The organism is Pseudonocardia terrae (genome assembly GCF_021343995.1).
GTDB lineage: Bacteria > Actinomycetota > Actinomycetes > Mycobacteriales > Pseudonocardiaceae > Pseudonocardia > Pseudonocardia terrae.
Genome location: NZ_JAJTTE010000015.1, coordinates 25,732 through 42,712, shown reverse-complemented (window position 1 = coordinate 42,712; position 16,981 = coordinate 25,732). Strand labels below are relative to the sequence as shown.

General features: G+C 75.2%; 17 protein-coding genes. 14 read left to right on the top strand and 3 right to left on the bottom strand.

Features of this window, described 5'->3' with window-relative positions:
• The first annotated feature begins 32 nt into the window (after positions 1 to 32).
• The 10 genes from LWC33_RS12375 (at position 33) to LWC33_RS12330 (ending at position 10,837) form a co-directional block, all read left to right on the top strand.
• A complete protein-coding gene (locus LWC33_RS12375) occupies positions 33 to 875 on the top strand; it encodes an IclR family transcriptional regulator (protein ID WP_233304454.1) in 843 nt (280 codons plus the stop codon).
• Positions 872 to 2,086: a CaiB/BaiF CoA transferase family protein gene (locus LWC33_RS12370; RefSeq protein ID WP_233304453.1), complete on the top strand. Its 1,215-nt coding sequence runs from the start codon at positions 872 to 874 to the stop codon at positions 2,084 to 2,086. The genes LWC33_RS12375 and LWC33_RS12370 overlap by 4 nt, the downstream gene beginning before the upstream one ends.
• A complete protein-coding gene (locus tag LWC33_RS12365; RefSeq protein ID WP_233304451.1) occupies positions 2,083 to 3,012 on the top strand; it encodes an HpcH/HpaI aldolase/citrate lyase family protein in 930 nt (309 codons plus the stop codon). Before LWC33_RS12370 ends, LWC33_RS12365 begins: the two co-directional genes overlap by 4 nt.
• The gene (locus tag LWC33_RS12360) at positions 3,009 to 3,836 is read left to right on the top strand and encodes a cyclase family protein (RefSeq protein ID WP_233304450.1); all 828 of its coding nucleotides are present in this window, start codon (positions 3,009 to 3,011) and stop codon (positions 3,834 to 3,836) included. The genes LWC33_RS12365 and LWC33_RS12360 overlap by 4 nt, the downstream gene beginning before the upstream one ends.
• On the top strand, positions 3,833 to 5,266 hold the full coding sequence (locus LWC33_RS12355; RefSeq protein WP_233304449.1) for an MmgE/PrpD family protein: 1,434 nt from the start codon (positions 3,833 to 3,835) through the stop codon (positions 5,264 to 5,266). The genes LWC33_RS12360 and LWC33_RS12355 overlap by 4 nt, the downstream gene beginning before the upstream one ends.
• A 174-nt stretch (positions 5,267 to 5,440) precedes the next feature.
• Positions 5,441 to 6,730 (top strand): MFS transporter, encoded by a 1,290-nt coding sequence (locus tag LWC33_RS12350; RefSeq protein ID WP_233304448.1) that lies wholly within the window; start codon positions 5,441 to 5,443, stop codon positions 6,728 to 6,730.
• Position 6,731: 1 nt separating this feature from the next.
• Complete coding sequence (locus tag LWC33_RS35940) at positions 6,732 to 8,081, top strand: MmgE/PrpD family protein (RefSeq protein WP_233304447.1); 1,350 nt, start codon at positions 6,732 to 6,734, stop codon at positions 8,079 to 8,081.
• A complete protein-coding gene (locus LWC33_RS12340; protein ID WP_233304446.1) occupies positions 8,063 to 8,413 on the top strand; it encodes a hypothetical protein in 351 nt (116 codons plus the stop codon). The genes LWC33_RS35940 and LWC33_RS12340 overlap by 19 nt, the downstream gene beginning before the upstream one ends.
• A gap of 94 nt (positions 8,414 to 8,507) precedes the next feature.
• On the top strand, positions 8,508 to 9,383 hold the full coding sequence (locus LWC33_RS12335) for an AAA family ATPase (RefSeq protein WP_231498134.1): 876 nt from the start codon (positions 8,508 to 8,510) through the stop codon (positions 9,381 to 9,383).
• Positions 9,384 to 9,406: 23 nt separating this feature from the next.
• The gene (locus LWC33_RS12330; protein ID WP_233304444.1) at positions 9,407 to 10,837 is read left to right on the top strand and encodes a vWA domain-containing protein; all 1,431 of its coding nucleotides are present in this window, start codon (positions 9,407 to 9,409) and stop codon (positions 10,835 to 10,837) included.
• A 1-nt stretch (position 10,838) separates the two neighbouring features.
• Here LWC33_RS12330 and LWC33_RS12325 read toward each other — a convergent pair whose 3' ends face one another.
• Complete coding sequence (locus LWC33_RS12325) at positions 10,839 to 11,624, bottom strand: S41 family peptidase (RefSeq protein ID WP_233304442.1); 786 nt, start codon at positions 11,622 to 11,624, stop codon at positions 10,839 to 10,841.
• A gap of 148 nt (positions 11,625 to 11,772) precedes the next feature.
• On the opposite strand from LWC33_RS12325, the gene LWC33_RS12320 reads away from it, so the two are divergent.
• The 3 genes from LWC33_RS12320 to LWC33_RS12310 all read left to right on the top strand — a co-directional run bounded on the left by LWC33_RS12320 (position 11,773) and on the right by LWC33_RS12310 (position 13,928).
• Complete coding sequence (locus LWC33_RS12320) at positions 11,773 to 12,789, top strand: iron-siderophore ABC transporter substrate-binding protein (RefSeq protein WP_233304441.1); 1,017 nt, start codon at positions 11,773 to 11,775, stop codon at positions 12,787 to 12,789.
• Positions 12,790 to 12,920: 131 nt separating this feature from the next.
• On the top strand, positions 12,921 to 13,283 hold the full coding sequence (locus LWC33_RS12315) for an SPW repeat domain-containing protein (protein WP_233304440.1): 363 nt from the start codon (positions 12,921 to 12,923) through the stop codon (positions 13,281 to 13,283).
• 75 nt (positions 13,284 to 13,358) lie between these two features.
• Positions 13,359 to 13,928 carry a TetR/AcrR family transcriptional regulator gene (locus tag LWC33_RS12310; protein WP_233304439.1) on the top strand — a complete coding sequence of 190 codons (570 nt, stop codon included), beginning with the start codon at positions 13,359 to 13,361 and terminating at the stop codon, positions 13,926 to 13,928.
• A gap of 10 nt (positions 13,929 to 13,938) precedes the next feature.
• Here the strand turns inward: LWC33_RS12310 and LWC33_RS12305 are convergent, their stop codons facing one another.
• Positions 13,939 to 15,129: an MFS transporter gene (locus LWC33_RS12305; protein ID WP_233304438.1), complete on the bottom strand. Its 1,191-nt coding sequence runs from the start codon at positions 15,127 to 15,129 to the stop codon at positions 13,939 to 13,941.
• Between the two features lie 25 nt (positions 15,130 to 15,154).
• Positions 15,155 to 16,288 carry an LLM class flavin-dependent oxidoreductase gene (locus tag LWC33_RS12300; RefSeq protein ID WP_233304437.1) on the bottom strand — a complete coding sequence of 378 codons (1,134 nt, stop codon included), beginning with the start codon at positions 16,286 to 16,288 and terminating at the stop codon, positions 15,155 to 15,157.
• Between LWC33_RS12300 and LWC33_RS12295 the strand changes: the two genes are divergently transcribed.
• Positions 16,287 to 16,919 carry an alpha-ketoglutarate-dependent dioxygenase AlkB gene (locus LWC33_RS12295; protein WP_233304436.1) on the top strand — a complete coding sequence of 211 codons (633 nt, stop codon included), beginning with the start codon at positions 16,287 to 16,289 and terminating at the stop codon, positions 16,917 to 16,919. The genes LWC33_RS12300 and LWC33_RS12295 overlap by 2 nt on opposite strands.
• Positions 16,920 to 16,981: the final 62 nt, after the last annotated feature.

Below are 16,981 nucleotides of genomic sequence, written 5' to 3'. Positions count from 1 at the left end.
CTGTTCCGTCAAGCGGGACGACTGGAGGGCGCATGGCCGAGACGTCCGGCGGCACCGGGGCCACCGAGCGGGTGGCGGACGTGCTGCTGCTGTTCACCGACGGGCCCCCGACGCTCGGGGTCACCCGGGTGGCCCGTGAGCTGGACCTGTCCAAGGCGGTCGTGCACCGCATCCTGCAGTCGCTCACCGGCCGCGGGCTGATCGCCTACGACCCGGCGACCCGTGAGTACCGGCTCGGGCCGGCCGCCGCGGCCCTCGGCGGCCGCGCGCTGCGCGACTCGGACCTGCGCTCGGCGGCGCTGCCCCAGCTGGTCGACCTGCGCGACCGGCTGCGGGAGACCGCCACGGTCAGCGCGAAGGTGCACGGCGGCAGGGTGTACCTCGACCAGGTCGTCGGCACCCACGAGATCACCATGTCCGTCGAGATCGGCCGCCGGTTCCCGCTCCACGCCGGCTCGTCCGGCAAGTGCATGCTCGCCTTCGCCGCGGCCGAGGAGGTCGACGCGGTGCTCTCCGGCGCGCTCCCGTCGCTGACCCCCGCCACCCTGACCGACGCGGACGAGCTGCACGCCGAGCTCGACCGGATCCGGGAGCGCGGCTACGCGGCCTCCGCCGGTGAGCGGCAGGCCGACGCGGGGTCCGTCGCGGCCCCGGTCTTCGGCCCGTCGGGCGACGTCGTCGGCGCGGTCTCGGTCTGCGGCCCCCGGTTCCGGGTCACCGACGAGTTCGTCACGGCGACCGCGCCGGAGGTCGTCGAGGCCGCGTCCCGCATCTCCGCGCGGCTCGCCGACCGGGCCCACGGCCGTCCCGCACGTCCCGCCCCTCGCCCACCCGTACGTACCGCGGCGGTCGCCGCGGCCGGAAGGACGTCATGACCGCATCCGCACCCCTGCCCGGGACCGGCCCGGACGCGCTGGAGGGCCTGAAGGTCCTCGACGCGTCGACGCTGTTCGCCGGACCCCTGGCGGCCACCCTGCTCGGTGACCACGGCGCCGAGGTCATCAAGATCGAGCACCCGCGCGGTGACCCCGCCCGCACCCACGGCGTGCAGCGCGACGGCGTCGGCCTGTGGTGGAAGATGCTGGCGCGCAACAAGAAGTCCGTCACGCTCGTGCTGTCGACGCCGCGCGGGCAGGAGCTGTTCCGCGAGCTCGCCGCCGACGCCGACGTGGTGATCGAGAACTTCCGCCCGGGCACCCTGGAGCGTTGGGGGCTGGGCTGGGAGGAGCTCTCCGCCCGCAACCCGCGGCTCGTGCTCGCCCGGGTCACCGGGTTCGGGCAGTTCGGCCCGTACGCCTCGCGCCCCGGGTTCGGCACGCTCGCCGAGGCCATGAGCGGCTTCGCCGCGATCACCGGCGAGCCGGACGGCCCGCCCACGCTGCCGCCCTTCGGCCTCGCCGACGGCGTCGCCGCGCTGACCACCGCGTTCGGGATCATGACCGCCCTGCGGGCCCGTGAGACGACCGGCCGCGGGCAGGTGCTCGACACGGCGATCATCGAGCCCCTGCTGCACCTGCTCGGCCCGCAGATCATCGGGTACGACCAGCTCGGCCAGCTGCAGCCACGCACCGGCAACCGGTCCACCAACAACGCGCCGCGCAACACCTACCGCTGCGCCGACGGCCGCTGGGTGGCGGTCTCCACCAGCGCCCAGTCGATCGCCGAGCGCGTCATGCGGCTGGTCGGTACGCCGGAGCTGATCGACGAGCCGTGGTTCGCCTCCGGCGCCAGCCGCGCCGAGCACGTCGAGGAGCTCGACGCCGCGGTCGGGTCCTGGATCGCCCAGCGGGACCGCGACGAGGTCGTCGAGGCCTTCGAGAAGGCCGAGGCCGCCGTCGCCCCGATCTACACCGCCGCCGACGTGCTGGAGGACCCGCAGTACGCCGCGCTCGGCAGCATCGTCCGGATCGAGGACGAGGAGCTCGGCCCGATCCGGTTCCAGAACGTGCCGTTCCGGCTGTCGGAGACCCCCGGCCGGGTCCGTAGCACCGGTCCGCGCCTCGGCCGCGACACGGCGGAGGTCCTGGGGCGCTACGGCGTCGACGCGGCCGAGCTGGAGCGGCTGCGCGCGGAGGGGGTCGTGTGACGGTCACCGAGTCCACGTCCACGTCCGTGTCCGGGCCCGCGGCCGCCCCGCGCACCGCGCTCGGTCGCGCGCGGAGCTGGCTCTACGTCCCGGCCCACCGCACCGAGGTCGTCGCAAAGGCGCTGGCCGGCGCGGCCGACGCCGTGGTGCTGGACCTGGAGGACGCCGTCCCCGCCGGCGCCAAGGCCGCCGCGCGGGAGTCCGCCGCGTCGGTGTCCCGGGGCCGGCTCCCGGTGTGGGTGCGGATGAACGGCACCGGCACACCCTGGGCGGCCGACGACGTCGCCGCCCTCGCCGGGGCGGACGTCGACGGCGTCCGGGTGCCGAAGGCGGACGACCCCGCGGCCGTCGCGGCCCTGGCCGACCGGCTGGGCCACCCGCTGCACCTTCTGCTGGAGAACGCGCTCGGACTGGAGCGCGCCTTCGCGCTCGCCACCTGCCACCCGCTGGTCGCCGGCCTCTCCCTCGGCGAGGCGGACCTCGCCGCCGACCTCCGCGTGCGCGGCGCCGGGCTGGAGTGGGCGCGCGGACGGGTGGTGGTCGCCGCCCGCGCCGCCGGCCTCCCGAGCCCCGTGGCCAGCGTCTGGACCGACCTCGCCGACCCGGAGGGGCTCGCCGCCGACTCGGTCGCCGCCCGCGACGCCGGGTTCTTCGGCCGCTCGGTCATCCATCCCGCCCAGATCGACCCGGTCCACCGGGCCTTCACCCCCGACGCCGACGAGGTCGCCCGGGCGCGCGAGCTGCTCGGGTCGCTGGCGTCGGCCGGCGAGTCCGCCCGGGTCGACCCGCGGGGCCGTTTCGTCGATCCCGCGGTGGTCGCCGGGGCGCGGTGGGTCGTCGAGCTCGCCGAGACCCTGGCCGACCCCGACCCGTCCCCCCACGAACCGGTGCACCGGGCCGCGCGCACCGGGAAGGAGCTCCCATGACCGCCACGACGACCGGATCCGCGCTGCTGGACGCGGTCCGCGCCGGCACCCGCGTGATCGAGCTGGGGCACCCGCTCTACACCGGCATGCCCAGCTCGCCCAACCACCCCGGCTTCCGGATGACGCTCGAGCGCCGACACGGCGACGCGGTGCGGCCCGACGGCGGCTCGGCGTCGAACGAGGTGATCGTGACCGGCGGGCACGTCGGCACCCACGTCGACGCGCTCGCGCACGTCAGCCAGGAGGGCCTGCTGCACGGCGGGATCGACGCCGCCGAGTCGCAGCGCGGGGGCAAGCACCAGGCGCACGGCGCCGAGACGATCCCGCCGATGGTGACCCGCGGGGTGCTGCTCGACGTCGCCGCGCTGCACGGGGTCGACACCCTCGAGGGCGGCTACGGCGTCACGGCCGAGGACCTCGCCGCCGCCGCGGACCGGGCCGGCGCCGAGCCCGGCCGCGGCGACGTCGCGCTCGTGCGCACCGGTTGGGGCCGGCTGTTCGGCGATGCGGCCGCCTACATCGGCAAGGAGTCCGGCGTGCCCGGCGTGACCGTGGACGGGGCGCGCTGGCTCGCCGAGCGCCGCGTGGTCGCGACCGGGTCCGACACCACCGCCTACGAGCAGATCCCCGCCGGCGCCGGGCACCGGGTCCTGCCGGTGCACCGGGTGCTGCTGGTGGAGCACGGCATCCACATCGTGGAGCACCTCGCGCTCGAGGACGCGTCCGCGGCCGGGCTCGGCGAGTTCCTGGCGGTGTTCGCGCCCCTGCGCATCGTCGGCGGTACGGGTGCGCCGGTCCGCCCGCTCGCGGTGGTGGCCGCATGAGCGCCCCGACCGCCACGCGCACCCCGGCCCAGCAGATCGGCGAGGTCGCCGCGCGGATCGCCGCCGACGGCGTGTCCGCGGATCTGGCCGACGACGTCGTCGCCCGCACCGTCGACGTCCTCGGCAACTGCCTGGCCGCGACCCGCGAGGAGCCGGCCCGGATCGTCGGCGCCGTCGTGGGGGAGTGGGGCGGAGGAGGCCAGGCCACCGCCGTCGGCCGGCCCGAGCCGCTGCCCGCCCCGTCGGCCGCGCTGGTCAACGGCACCCTCGCGCACTCCCTCGACTTCGACGACACGCACCTGCCCTCGGTGCTGCACCCGTCGTCGTCGGTGATCCCGGCGGCGCTCGCGACCGCCGAGCGGGTCGGGGCGTCCGGGCCCGCGATGCTGGCCGCCGCCGCGGTCGGCATCGAGCTGACCTGCCGGCTCGGCATGGCCGGCTACGACGAGGAGCTCGGCAACTCCGTGTTCTTCGAGCGCGGCCAGCACGCCACGGCCATCTGCGGCGCGATCGGCGCCGCCGTGGCCTCCGGCATGCTGTCCGGCCTCGACGCCGAGCAGCTCACCTCGGTCGTCGGGATCGCCGCCAGCATGGGCGCCGGGGTCATCGAGGCCAACCGCACCGGCGGCACGATCAAGCGCGTCCACTGCGGCTGGGCCGCGCACGCCGGCGTCGCCGCCGCGGACCTCGCGCGGCACGGCCTGACCGGGCCGCCGACCGTGATCGAGGGCCGGTTCGGGTTCCTGCAGGCCTTCTGCGGCGACCAGGTGCACGTCGAGCGGGTGACCGACGGGCTCGGCGAGGAGTGGGAGACCCCGGGGATCTTCTACAAGCCCTACCCCTGCAACCACTTCACCCACGCCGGGATCGACGCCGCGCTCGCGCTGCGTGCCCGCGGGGTGCAGCCCGACGACGTCCGCGCGCTGACCCTCGGCGTCCCGGCCCCGGTGCTGCGCACGATCGCCGAGCCGCCGGAGGAGAAGGCGCGCCCGCGCTCGGGCTACCACGCGGCGTTCAGCGGGCCCTACACCGTGGCCGCCGCACTGCTGGGCGGTGGTGGGCTGGGCGTGTTCCACGAGGACTTCACCGACGCGGCCGCCGCCGACCCGCGCCGGCTCGACCTGGCCGGCCGCGTGCGTGTGGTCGCCGACGAGGAGTCGACGGCGCTGTTCCCGCGGCAGTTCCCGGCGGTCCTGACCGCCGAGCTGGCCGACGGCAGCACGGTCACCGAACGGGTCCGCGCCAACCGCGGCGGCCCGGCGAACCCGCTCTCCGCGGACGAACTGTCCACGAAGTTCACCGGCAACGCCGAGCGCGCACTGGTGCCCGGCGCCGCGGCGGACGTCGTGGCCGCCGTGTGGGGGCTGCGGGACGGCCGACCGGTCCGCGACGTCCTCACTCTCCTCCGCCGCCCCGAATTGTTCCTCTGAACGGAACAAATGCGGATGAGATCTGGATGTAACAGCGCTGATCGTTGACGTAAGCGCGCAATTCGAGGAGTATTTCCGCGCAAAGGAGCGTCAGAAATGTTCCGCTGGCAGGAACGCAATGACGCGGGCATCGGCCGGACTCTCGATCCGGCCGGGGAATCCGAGGAACACGAGATGCAGAGCCGCTTCCGATTCGTGACGATCGGGCTGATCATCGCCTTGATCGTCATCAACTACGTGGACCGCAGCGCCATCTCCTACGCGGTCGAACCGCTGGAGAAGGCGTTCGGGATCACCACCGCGCAGTACGGGATCATCAGCAGCGTCTTCTCGCTCGGCTACATGGTCTTCGCGTTCGTCTCCGGGCCGCTGGTCGACCGGTTCGGCACGCGGAAGGTCCTGCTCGCCGCGGTCACGCTGTTCTCCGTCACCGTCGCGCTGATCCCGGTGGCGGGCTCCTTCGCCGGCCTGCTGATCGTGCGGCTGCTGCTCGGCGTCGGGGAGTCCCCGGCCTTCCCGGCCGCGACCCGGACCGTCAGCCGGTGGCTGCCGGTGCGCGAGCGCGGCGTCGCCCTCGCGCTCTGCGGCGGCGTCGCCGTCTCCGGGAGCCTGCTGATCTCCGGTCCGCTGCTCACCTGGCTCATCGGGACCGTGGGCTGGCAGGGGATGTTCTGGACGATGGCGGTCCTCGGCGTCGTCTGGGCGCTGATCGCGCTCGTCCTGCTGCGCGACCTGCCCGACGAGTCGCCGCGGGTCAGCGCGGCCGAGCGTGCCTACATCGCCGCGGGCCAGGAGGCCGAGGTCCGGACCGAGCGGGCCCCCGTGCGCTGGCGGCCGCTGCTCACCAACCGCAACCTGTGGGTCGTCGCCGGCGGCTACTTCGCCTGGGGCTTCATGTTCTGGGCCTTCATGTACTGGCTGCCGACCTTCTTCTCCAGCGCCTACGGGCTGAGCCTCAAGCAGGCCGGTGCCTTCTCGGTCGCCCCGTGGGCGGCCGGCGTGGTCGGTGCGATCGTCGGCGGTGTCGTGGTCGACCGGGTGTACCGGCGCAGCCCGCGGATCCGCAGCCGGTTCGCGGTCATGGGCGTGGCCCTGCTGCTGGCGGGGTGCTCGCTGATCCCGATGCTGCTCGTGCCCAGCCTGACCGTCGCGATCATCTCGATCTCCTGCGGCGTGGGCTTCGGGTTCATCACCGGCGGCATCTGGTGGGTGGCCTCGATCGACGCCGCCCCCGACCAGCCGGGCAGCGCCGCCGGGTTCGCCGACGCCTCGTTCGCCGCATCGGGCATCGTGGCGCCGTCGGTCATGGGCTTCATCGTGTCCGGCACCGGCTCCTTCACCAGCGGCTTCGTCGTGATGGCCGTGCTCGCCGTCGGCGGCGCGCTGCTGATGCTGCTGGTGCCGCGCGAGCCCGCCCGCACGGCCGAGGCCGCGGCCGCCCGCCCGAGCGCGCACACGGCCTGAGGTGCGGCAGCGCGAGGTCCGCGGGGCCGTCGACCGGCTCGGGGCGTGGGTCGCCGGGCTGCGCTGGGCCGACGTCCCGGCCGGCCCGCGGGACCGGCTGGGCCTGGTCCTGCTCGACGTCCTCGGCGTGACGGCCCTCGGGGCCCGCGAGCCCGAGCAGCGCCGGCTCGTCGCGGCCTGGACGCCCGCGTCCGGCCCGGCGCCGATCGTCGGGGCCGGCTGCACGACGACGGTCGAGGCCGCCGCGTGGCTCAACGCCACCGCGCTCGTCCGCCTCGAGCTCGACGAGGGCCACAAGCGGGCGAAGGGCCATCCCGCCGCGCACGCATTCCCGGCGGTGCTGGCACTGGCAGCCGAGCGGGACGCGTCCGGCCCGGACACCCTTGCCGCCCTGCTCGCGGCCTACGAGGTCGCGGCCCGCTTCGGCCGCGCCACGCGGCTGCGGCCCGGCACCCACCCGCACGGGAACTGGGGCGTGGCCGGGGCGGCGGCGGGGTGTGCCCGGCTGCTCGGGCTCGACGCCGAGGCCACCGCCGCGGCGATCGACGCCGGCAGCGGCCTGCCGATCGCCGGGCACTTCACCAGCGCCCTCGACGGCAACCGGGTCCGGGAGGCGTGGATGGGCGCGGCGAACGTCTCCGGCCTCGCCGCGGCCGGGATCGCCCGTTCGACGGGGACCGCGGCCGGGTCCCTCGGCGAGCTGCTCGGGGAGATCGACCCGGCGGAGCTCGACGCGGACCTCGGCAGCCGGTGGGAGGTCGAGGGCGGCTACGTCAAGCGGCACGCCTCCTGCTCGTTCACCCACGCCGCCGTCGACGCCGCGCTGGAGCTGCGCGACCGCGTCGACGGGGAGACCGTCGAGGAGGTGCTGGTCGAGACCCACTCGCTCGCCGCCGGGCTCGACCGCCGCACCTGGACGGGCCCGCTGGCCGCGATGTTCTCCGTGCCGTTCACCGTCGCGACGGCGTTGCGGCGGGGCAGGCTGGATCCCGCGGCACTCTCCGCCGGGGCCCTCGCCGACCCCGCGACGGCGGCGCTGGCCGCCCGCGTGACGGTCCGCGCGGCACCCGACCTCGACGCCCGGCTGCCCGCCGAACGCCCCGCGCGAGTGACCGTCCGGTCGGTCGCGGGCACGGTCACGGCCGAGGCGCCCAACCCCGTCGGCGACGCCGACCACCACCCGTTCACCGCCGCGACCCTGCCCGCCCTGCTCGCCGACCTGCTCAGCGGACGCGGACCGGTGGACACGATCCAGGCCGTGTGTGCGGCGCTGCCCGACCTCGCCGGCATCGGCGACGCGCTCCGCGGGCTCGCCCACCTGAAGGAGGACCCGTGCGCATCCACGCCGTGACCCCGATCCACGTCGGTGAGGCCGAGGTCGCCCGCCGCCAGGCCCGCTACGACGCGCTCGCCCCGCGCGGTGTCCGCGTCGAGCTGCACGACATCGGCCCGGAGTGGTCCGGCGCGTTCCTCGGCGTCACCGTGCTGGACCTCGCCGTCGAGGACATCGAGGACGCGGACCGGTGGGCGCGGGCGGTGCGGCCCGCGCTGGAGCAGGCCGGGGCCGCCGGCGCCGACGTCGTGCTCAACGGCTGCTCGGCCGTCGACGTCGAGGAAGGGCTCGATCCGGCCCTGCCGCGGCTGCTCGACCCGATCTCCACGGCCCTTCGGCTGCTGGCCTGACGATCGCGGTGTGACGCACCACTCACCCCCAACTGAACGTCCGATCGGCAACACGGCTGGGCGCAGGCCACCCCCGCAAGGCAGGATGATCCGGGTGAAGGCCACCCAGTCACCGCTGTTCGGTTCGGTCGACGAGGTCACCGAGCGCCTCGAGGGCGTCGGCTACCTCGCGTCGACCGCCGTCGCGACGACCGTGTACCTCGCCGACAGGCTCGGCAAGCCGCTCCTCGTGGAGGGGCCCGCCGGCGTCGGCAAGACCGAGCTCGCGAAGGCCGTCGCCGCCGCGACGGGCTCCGGGCTGGTGCGCCTGCAGTGTTACGAGGGCATCGACGAGGCCCGCGCGCTGTACGAGTGGAACCACGCCAAGCAGCTGCTGCGGATCACCGCGGGCCAGGGGCACGAGAGCTGGGACGCCACCCGGGACGACGTGTTCTCCGAGGAGTTCCTGCTCCCGCGCCCGCTGCTCACCGCGATCCGCCGCGACGACCCGACGGTCCTGCTCATCGACGAGATGGACAAGGCCGACGTCGAGGTCGAGGGCCTGCTGCTGGAGGTCCTGTCGGACTACCAGGTCTCCATCCCCGAGATGGGCACGGTGACCGCGACCCGCAAGCCGTTCGCGCTGCTCACCTCGAACTCCACCCGCGAGCTGTCCGAGGCGCTCAAGCGCCGCTGCCTGTTCCTGCACCTCGACTTCCCGGACCCGGACCTCGAGCGCCGGATCGTGCTGACCCGCGTGCCGGAGCTGCCGCAGGCACTGGCCGACGCCCTGGTCCGCACCGTGCGCGTGCTGCGGGCCATGGAGCTGCGCAAGGTCCCGTCGGTCGCCGAGACCATCGACTGGGGCCGCACCCTGCTCGCCCTCGGCCTCGACACCCTCGACGACGACGCCGTCCGGCAGACCCTCGGCGTCGTCCTCAAGCACCAGTCCGACCAGGTCAAGGCGAGCGCCGAGCTGCGGCTGAACTGAGCCGTCCAACCGAGGAGGCCCCGATGGCCGTCACGACCCCCGAGCACGGGCTGCCCGGCCACCTCGTCGACTTCGTGGGCGCGCTGCGCCGGCACGGCGTCGCGGTCGGGCCGGGCGAGACGGTCGACGCGGCCGAGGTCGTCGGCGCGCTCGACCTGCTCCGCCGGCGTGAGCTCCGCGAGGGGCTCGCGGCCGCACTCCTGCGCCGCTCCGGCCAGCGCGAGGTCTTCGACACCCTCTTCGACCTGTACTTCCCGCCCGCCCTCGGCGTGGGGGCGCAGGAGATCGAGGTCCCCCGCGCGACGACGGAGGACGGCTCGGACGGCCCCGTCGACGTCGACGCCCTGCGCGACCTCCTGGCCGACCTGCTGCTCGCCGGCGACGAGGAGGGCCTGCGGGAGCTGGCCCGCGCCGCCGTCGACGCGCTCGGCACCGCCGGGGCGAGCGGCACCGGGGTGCAGGGCGTCAACGGGCAGCCCAGCTGGTCGGCCTACCAGGCCCTGCGGCTGATGTCGCCGGAGACGCTGCTCGCCCGGATCCTCGACGCGATGCGCCAGGACGGCGACCCGACGGACGACTTCACCGACGAGGTCCGCCGCCGCGAGATCCGCGACCGCATCGCCCGGTTCCGCAAGATGGTGCAGGACGAGGTGCGGCGCCGGACCGCGGAGCAGCGCGGCCGCGAGCAGGTGGCGAAGACCGCGGTGCCCAAGCAGGCCGAGCAGGTCGAGTTCCTCTCCGCCTACGCCGAGCAGCTCGCGCAGCTCCGCCGCACCGTGCACCCGCTGGCCCGGCGGCTGGCCAGCCGGCTCGCGGTGCGCCGCAAGCACGCCAAGCGCGGGCAGCTGGACATGCGCCGCACGCTGCGCCGGTCCATGTCCACCGGCGGCGTGCCGATGAAGCCCGCCTACAAGACGCGCCGGCCGGGGCGCCCGGAGCTGGTGATCCTCTGCGACGTCTCCGGGTCGGTCGCCGGGTTCTCGCACTTCACGCTGCTGCTGGTGCAGGCGCTGCGCGAGCAGTTCTCCAAGGTGCGCGTGTTCGCGTTCGTGGAGAAGACGGACGAGGTCACGCACCTGTTCGAGCCGGGCGCGGAGCTCTCCGGGGTCATGCAGCGGGTGCTGCGCGAGGCAGATCTGACCGCCTTCGACGGGCACTCCGACTACGGCCACGCGCTCGGCAGCTTCGCCGAGTTCTGGGGCGAGGCGATCACGTCGAAGACCTCGCTGCTGATTCTCGGCGACGCCCGCACCAACTACCGCGACCCGAACCTCGCCGTGCTGCGCCGGCTCGTCGGGCAGGCCCGGCACGCGCACTGGCTCAACCCGGAGCCGAAGCGGCAGTGGGGCACCGGCGACTCGGCGGCCCACCGCTACGCCGACGTGCTGCCCATGCACGAGTGCCGCACCGCGGGCCAGCTGGCCGACGTCGTCGAGGCCCTCCTGCCCGTCTAGCTCACAGGTCCCACAGCGCCATGCTGAGCGGGTCGTCGCTGGGGACGTCGGGGGCGACGGGGCCGCCGTAGACCTGTCCGGTGCGGTCGGCGAAGCGGCTGGTCGCGACCGTGAGCACCAGCCCGCCGGGGAGCGGCGCGGACTCGACGCCGGTGCTGAAGCCGAGGGTCGGGGCGCCGTAGGAGCGGGCGTCCGGGCGGCCCCGGAACGCGACGGCCACGGCCTCGCCCGAGTTCGCCGTGTTCCCGTCGGTGAGCACCGAGACCGGCCCGTCGAGCCGGCCGGACGGGCCCTGGAGCTGCGCGGTCGCGCCCCGTGAGACCACGCCGTCGCGCACGGTCCACGGGGTGCGCCCGCCCTCGCGGTCCACGAACGCGCCCACCTCGCCCTCCCCGAGCAGCGGCGCGACGGCCGCGAGCAGCGGCCAGGGCGAGCCGCCGCCGGTGCCGCGCAGGTCCACGATCCACCGGTCGGCGATGCGCCCGTCGAGCGCGGCCCGGGCGGCGTCGGCGTAGGCGCGTGCGGCGTGCTCGGCGCAGGCGGGCAGCGTGACGACGAGGGCCTCGCCCTGCGCCTCGACCCGCGGCAGGTCCGGTGCGCCGGTCGCCGGCCGGGCCCGCCGGACGCCGCCGTGCGGCCCGCCGGCCTGCCTGACCAGGTGGAACAGCTTGAGCTCCAGCTGCTCGGGGTCGTCGAGCACGCCGAGGACCTCCGTCCGCGCGACGGGCCAGTCGACCCGGTCGGCGCGCAGCGCGCGCCCCTCCAGGAGGTCGAGCGCCGCGGTCACCGCCCTCTCCGCGGTCTCCCTGGCCTTCCGCTCCCGCCTGCCGCGCCCGATCACCGGTCCAGTATGGCGTGCGCGGCGGTGCGTCCGATTCGTCCCACAGTGAGGTTAGGCTCACCGATGTTCCGACCCTCGACCCGGGAGCTCGCACGTGCCCATCCTGTCCCGCCGTTCCTTCGTCCTGTCCGCGTCGGGCCTCGCCGCACTGGCCCTCGCCGGGTGCGCCTCCGGGGGCGCCGCCCCGACCTCCGGGAGAGGCGGCGACGGCTTCCCGGTCACGATCACGCACAAGCTCGGGACGACGACGATCGAGGCCGAGCCGACCCGGGTCGCGACGGTGAGCGCCGCCAACCAGGACGTGGCGATCGCGCTGGGGGTCGTGCCCGTCGTGATGCCGTTCTTCGACTACGGCGGCGACGCCGAGGGCGTGCTCCCGTGGGTCCGCGAGGCCCTGGCCGGCATGCCGATGCCGCAGGTCGTCGGGCGCTCGCTGGAGCCGATCGCGTTCGAGGCGATCGCCGCCGCGCGGCCCGACCTGATCCTCGCCACCTACTCCGGCCTCACCCAGGACGAGTACGACACGCTCTCCCGGATCGCACCCGTCGTCGCCTACCCGGACGCGCCGTACTCCACGAGCTGGCAGGAGCAGACCCGCATCGCCGGCCGGGCGCTGGGCCGCAGCACCCGGGCCGAGGAGCTCGTCGTGGCCACGCAGTCCCGGCTGGCCGCGGCCACGTCCGAGTATCCGCAGCTCAAGGGTGCGACGTTCGCCTACACCGGCGGGATGGACGGCGGGCAGCTCGGCATCTTCCGGCCCGCCGACGTCCGTGTGCGGCTGCTGGAGGACCTGGGCATGACGTCGGCGCCCTTCGTCGAGCAGAACGCCCCCGGCGGCGACGCCGTCTACTACACGGTCAGCGCCGAGCTGGTCCCGCGGCTGCAGTCCGACCTGCTCGTCGGCTTCTTCGGCACCCCGGACCTCGACGCGGCGTTCCTGGCCGACCCGGCCGTCCGGGAGATGCCCGCGGTGAAGGCCGGTGGCTACGCGCCGATCGTCGGGGCCGACCGGGTGGCGGCCAGCTCGTCGCCGTCGGTGCTGTCGATCCCGTGGGTGCTCGACGCCTACCTGCCGGTCCTCGCCGAGGCTGCCACCCGCAGCCGCCGCTGACCTGCCCCGTTGCCGGCCGGGTCGGCTCCCGGCCGGCGAGGCGTGGATCACTTCCCGCGGAATTGACCGGGCGGCCAGTCAAGGCGTAGACCGGGGGCATCGGGAAGATCTCCTGGAGGGAAGTGATCGTGATGACCGCGAAGGCGTGGACACGGTGGCAGGACTGGGTCGCCCTGGTGATCGGCGTCCTGACCGCCCTGTCGCCCGTCGTGGTGGCCACGGACGCGGCCGCGGCGTGGACGCTCGTCGTCCTCGGTGTGGTGCTCGCCCTGACCGCCCTGTGGTCGCTCGCCGCGCCGGCGTCGGTGGCGAGCGAGTACGGGCACGGCGTCCTCGGTGTGCTGCTGTTCATCGCCCCGTGGGTGATGAGCTACAGCGACCTCACCGGGGCCGCGTGGACCTCGTGGGTCGCCGGTGTCCTCGCGGTGCTCGTCGCCGCGAGCGCCCTGCCGGCCGCCACCGGCGTCCACCGCGGGTTGGCCGGAACGCACTGATCCGCTGATCGGTCGGGATCGAGGGGCCGCGACCCGCGTGGGTCGCGGCCCCTCGTGCGTGCAGGATGGACCGTCATGACCGCACCGGAACCGGCGCGCGAGCGCATCCTCGCCGCGGCGGAGGCGCTCTTCGCCGAGCGGGGGTTCGACGCGACGCCCACCTCGAAGATCGCCGAGCGCGCCGACGTGCCGAAGGGCCTGGTGCACTACTACTTCGCGAAGAAGGTCGACCTGCTCTCCGCACTGGTCGAGCGGCTGCCGGAGGAGATCGTCGACCGCGCGGCGGTGGTCGTGCCCGGTGACGTCACCGAGAGCCTCTGCCGGCTCGTCGAGGCGCTCGACGCGCGGCTCGGCTCCTCGGCCGTGCTCTCGCACCTGCTCTGGCGCGAGGCGGACACCCACCCCGCCGTCCGCGACGCGCTGCACGGGCGCTTCGACCGCTTCGTCGAGGAGATCCGGGCCGTACTGCTCGCGGCCCGCGAGGGCGACGCGACCGGCGTCGACAGCGCGGCCCTGCTGCTCGCGTCGACGGTGAGCTACCGGCACTCCGTGTTCCGGCACGCCGCCGCGGCGTCGCCCGCTCGAGTCGACCTGCGGCCCGAGCTGCGCTTCCTCGCCACGGCCCTCGAGGCCGGCGCCGGCTGACGGGCGGCGGTCACCAGTTGGGCTCGGGCTCGTCCCGGACCGGGGTGAGGGCGATCGCGGCCAGCGGCGCCGCGGCGGCGACCACAAACCCGAGCGCGTAGCCCGCCGCCCCGACCACTGCGCCGAGCGCGACCGGGGTCAGCGAGGACACGACGTTCTGACCGGTGTTCTGGATGCCGAGGGCCCGCCCCGACCAGGTCGCGCCGGCGATCTCGGCGACCGCGGTGAAGGCCAGGCCGTTGTCGGCGACGGTGACGATCCCGCCGATCGCGAGCGCGGCGACGGCGAGCCAGGGGGCGACCGCGTCGCCCAGGGCGAAGACGAGGAGGACGAGCGTCGCGCCCACCGCGAGCTGGCGCATCGGCCGCAGCCGCGACCCGACGCGGTCCGACCACACGCCCGAGCCGATGCGGGACAGGGCGCCCGCGATCTGGACCGCGGCGACGAACGCGCCCGCGCCCGCGGCGCTCCAGCCCTGCTGGCGCACCAGGTACTCGGTCGCGAAGGCGCTGATCGCGAACTGGGGAACGACGAGCATCGCGCTCGCGGCGTGCACCCGCCACAGCACCGGCGCGCCGTACGGCGAGCCCTCGCGCACGCCCTCGGTCCGCGGCGGCCGCGCCGGGTCGGGCGCGAACGCCGTCACCAGCAGGGCCGAGAGCAGGCACAGCGCCGCGGGGACGATCAGCGCGCCGATCGCGCCGGTCCGGCCCGCCAGGCTCGGCAGCACCAACCCGGCCAACGCGACGCCGAGCGGCTGCGCGGTCTGCCGGATGCCCATCGCCAGCCCGCGCTCGGTCCGCGGGAACCACCCCATGATCATCCGGCCGCTGGCCGCGAACACGCTGGCCGACGCCGCCCCGCCCAGCGCCAGCAGGCCCAGCACGGCGACGTGCCCCGGATGCGGCAGCAGGGCCACCGTGCCGACGACGAGCCCCGCCAGCAACAGCCCCGACGCCATCACCCGCCGCTCGCCGAACCGGTCCGCGGCCGCGCCCCACGCGATCAGCGTGAGCAGGAGCCCGGTGGTCGGTGCGGCGACGTAGGTGCCGGCGGCCGCCAGCGACAGGCCCAGCGTGTCGCGCAGGCCCGGGACCAGGAACGGGACGCCGTAGACGAACGCGCAGGCCGAGGTCTGGGCGAGGACTCCGATCGCGAGCACCACCCAGCGGCGGCGGGATGCGGCGGTGGTGGGGGGCATGGGTCGACGGTACGCCGCCGTCCAGTTATTGAGAAACTGCTTCCGTAGTGTGAGACGGCAGCGTGCCGCAGATCTCGTACGAGCGGCGCCGCGCGATGTGGTCGTGCACCGGCGTGGTGATCATCAGCTCGTCCGCTCCGGTGTCGTCGACGAGGCGCTGCAGGGCGTCCTGCACGGTCGCGGCGGACCCGACCACGTGGCCGGCCAGGCGTTCGCGGATCACGGCCCGGTCCTCCGCGGTGTACGGATACGCGTTCGCCTCCTCCGCGGTGGGGAGGAGCCTGCGCTCGCCCCGAGCCCGATCCAGCACCTTGAGCGCGATCGACGCGGCCAGCCACTCCGCGCGCGCGTCGGTGTCCGCGGCGATCACCGGGACGCCGAGCAGGACTCGCGGAGCGGCACCGACGAAGGCCGTCCGGTAGGTGCCGACGGCCTCGGCCGCGCCCGCGGGGTTCAGGTGGGCCGCGAAGGCGTAGGGCAGTCCGAGTGCGCCGGCGAGCTCGGCGCTCGTGCGGCTCGAACCCAGTAGCCACACCTCCGGCCGGTGCCCGACGGCGGGGACGGCCGGCCCGCTGCGGAAATGATCGAGGAGCTGGGCGAGCTGTTCGCGGAACGGGAAGGCCGTACGGCTCTGCTCGCCCCGGACCAGGTCGACCACCGGGCGTCGGCCGCCCAGGGCCCGTCCGACGCCCAGGTCGATGCGGCCGAGATGGAAGATCTCGAGCGTGCCGAACTGCTCGGCCACCACGAGCGGCGCGTGGTTCGGCAGCAGCACCCCGCCGGAGCCGACCCGGATCCGCGTCGTGGCCGCGGCGATCCGCCCGACGACGACCGCGGTCGCCGCGCACGCGACGCCGCGCATGCCGTGGTGCTCGGGTACCCAGTAGCGGTGGTAGCCGAGGTCGTCGACGAGCCGGGCGAGGTCGAGGGTGCGGTGCAGCGCCTCGGCGGCGGTCGAGCCGGCGACGATCGGGGAGGTGTCCAGGACGGAGAGCGGGACGGACGGCAGGTCGCTCTCCCTTCGTGAGGCCTCGACCCTCGCACGCCGGCTGCGGGACGGGCGATCGCTGGACTGTGCGATCGCTGGACTGTGTGATCGCTGGACCGATCGGATGAACGACTCGAACTGATGTTCGAGGACGGGTAGCGTCGGATCCATGGGAGTGGACCTGGTGTGGCAGCCCTCGCTCTTCGGTGAGGGGTTCGACGGGGGCATACCGGCCGTCGAGGTCGACCCGGGTTTCCACGGCCTGGTCCGGCACGAGCTGGGTTCCGGGGCGTGGGTGGACCTCGTCCCCGGCTGGCTGCGCGGGGCCGACGAGCTGTTCGCCCGGCTGCTGCGGACCACGCCGTGGGCGCAGCGGGACATCCGGATGTACGAGCGGGTGCTGCCCGAACCCCGGCTCACCCACCGCTGGACCGTCGACCAGGGGCTGCCCGAGCCGGTGTTCGCCGACGCCGCCCGCCTGCTGGGCGAGCGCTACGGGGAGGAGTTCACGCAGGTCGGGGCGAACCTGTACCGCGACGGCGCCGACAGCGTCGCCTGGCACGGCGACCGGGTGGCGCGCGAGATGCGCAGCGCGCTCGTCGGGCTGGTCTCGCTCGGCGGGGTGCGGCCCTTCCGCCTGCGGCCGCACGGCGGCGGTGCCTCCGTCGGCTTCCTCCCCGGACCCGGTGACCTGCTGGTCATGGGCGGCACCTGCCAGCGGACGTGGCAGCACGGCGTGCCGAAGGTGCGCTCGGCCGCGGCCCGGATCAGCGTGCAGTTCCGCCACGCCTACGAGCGCTGACCCCGCCCGCCGAGGCGGCGGTGTGCCCGTTCCGGGCGCGCGGGGCGGGATATCCTGCCGCG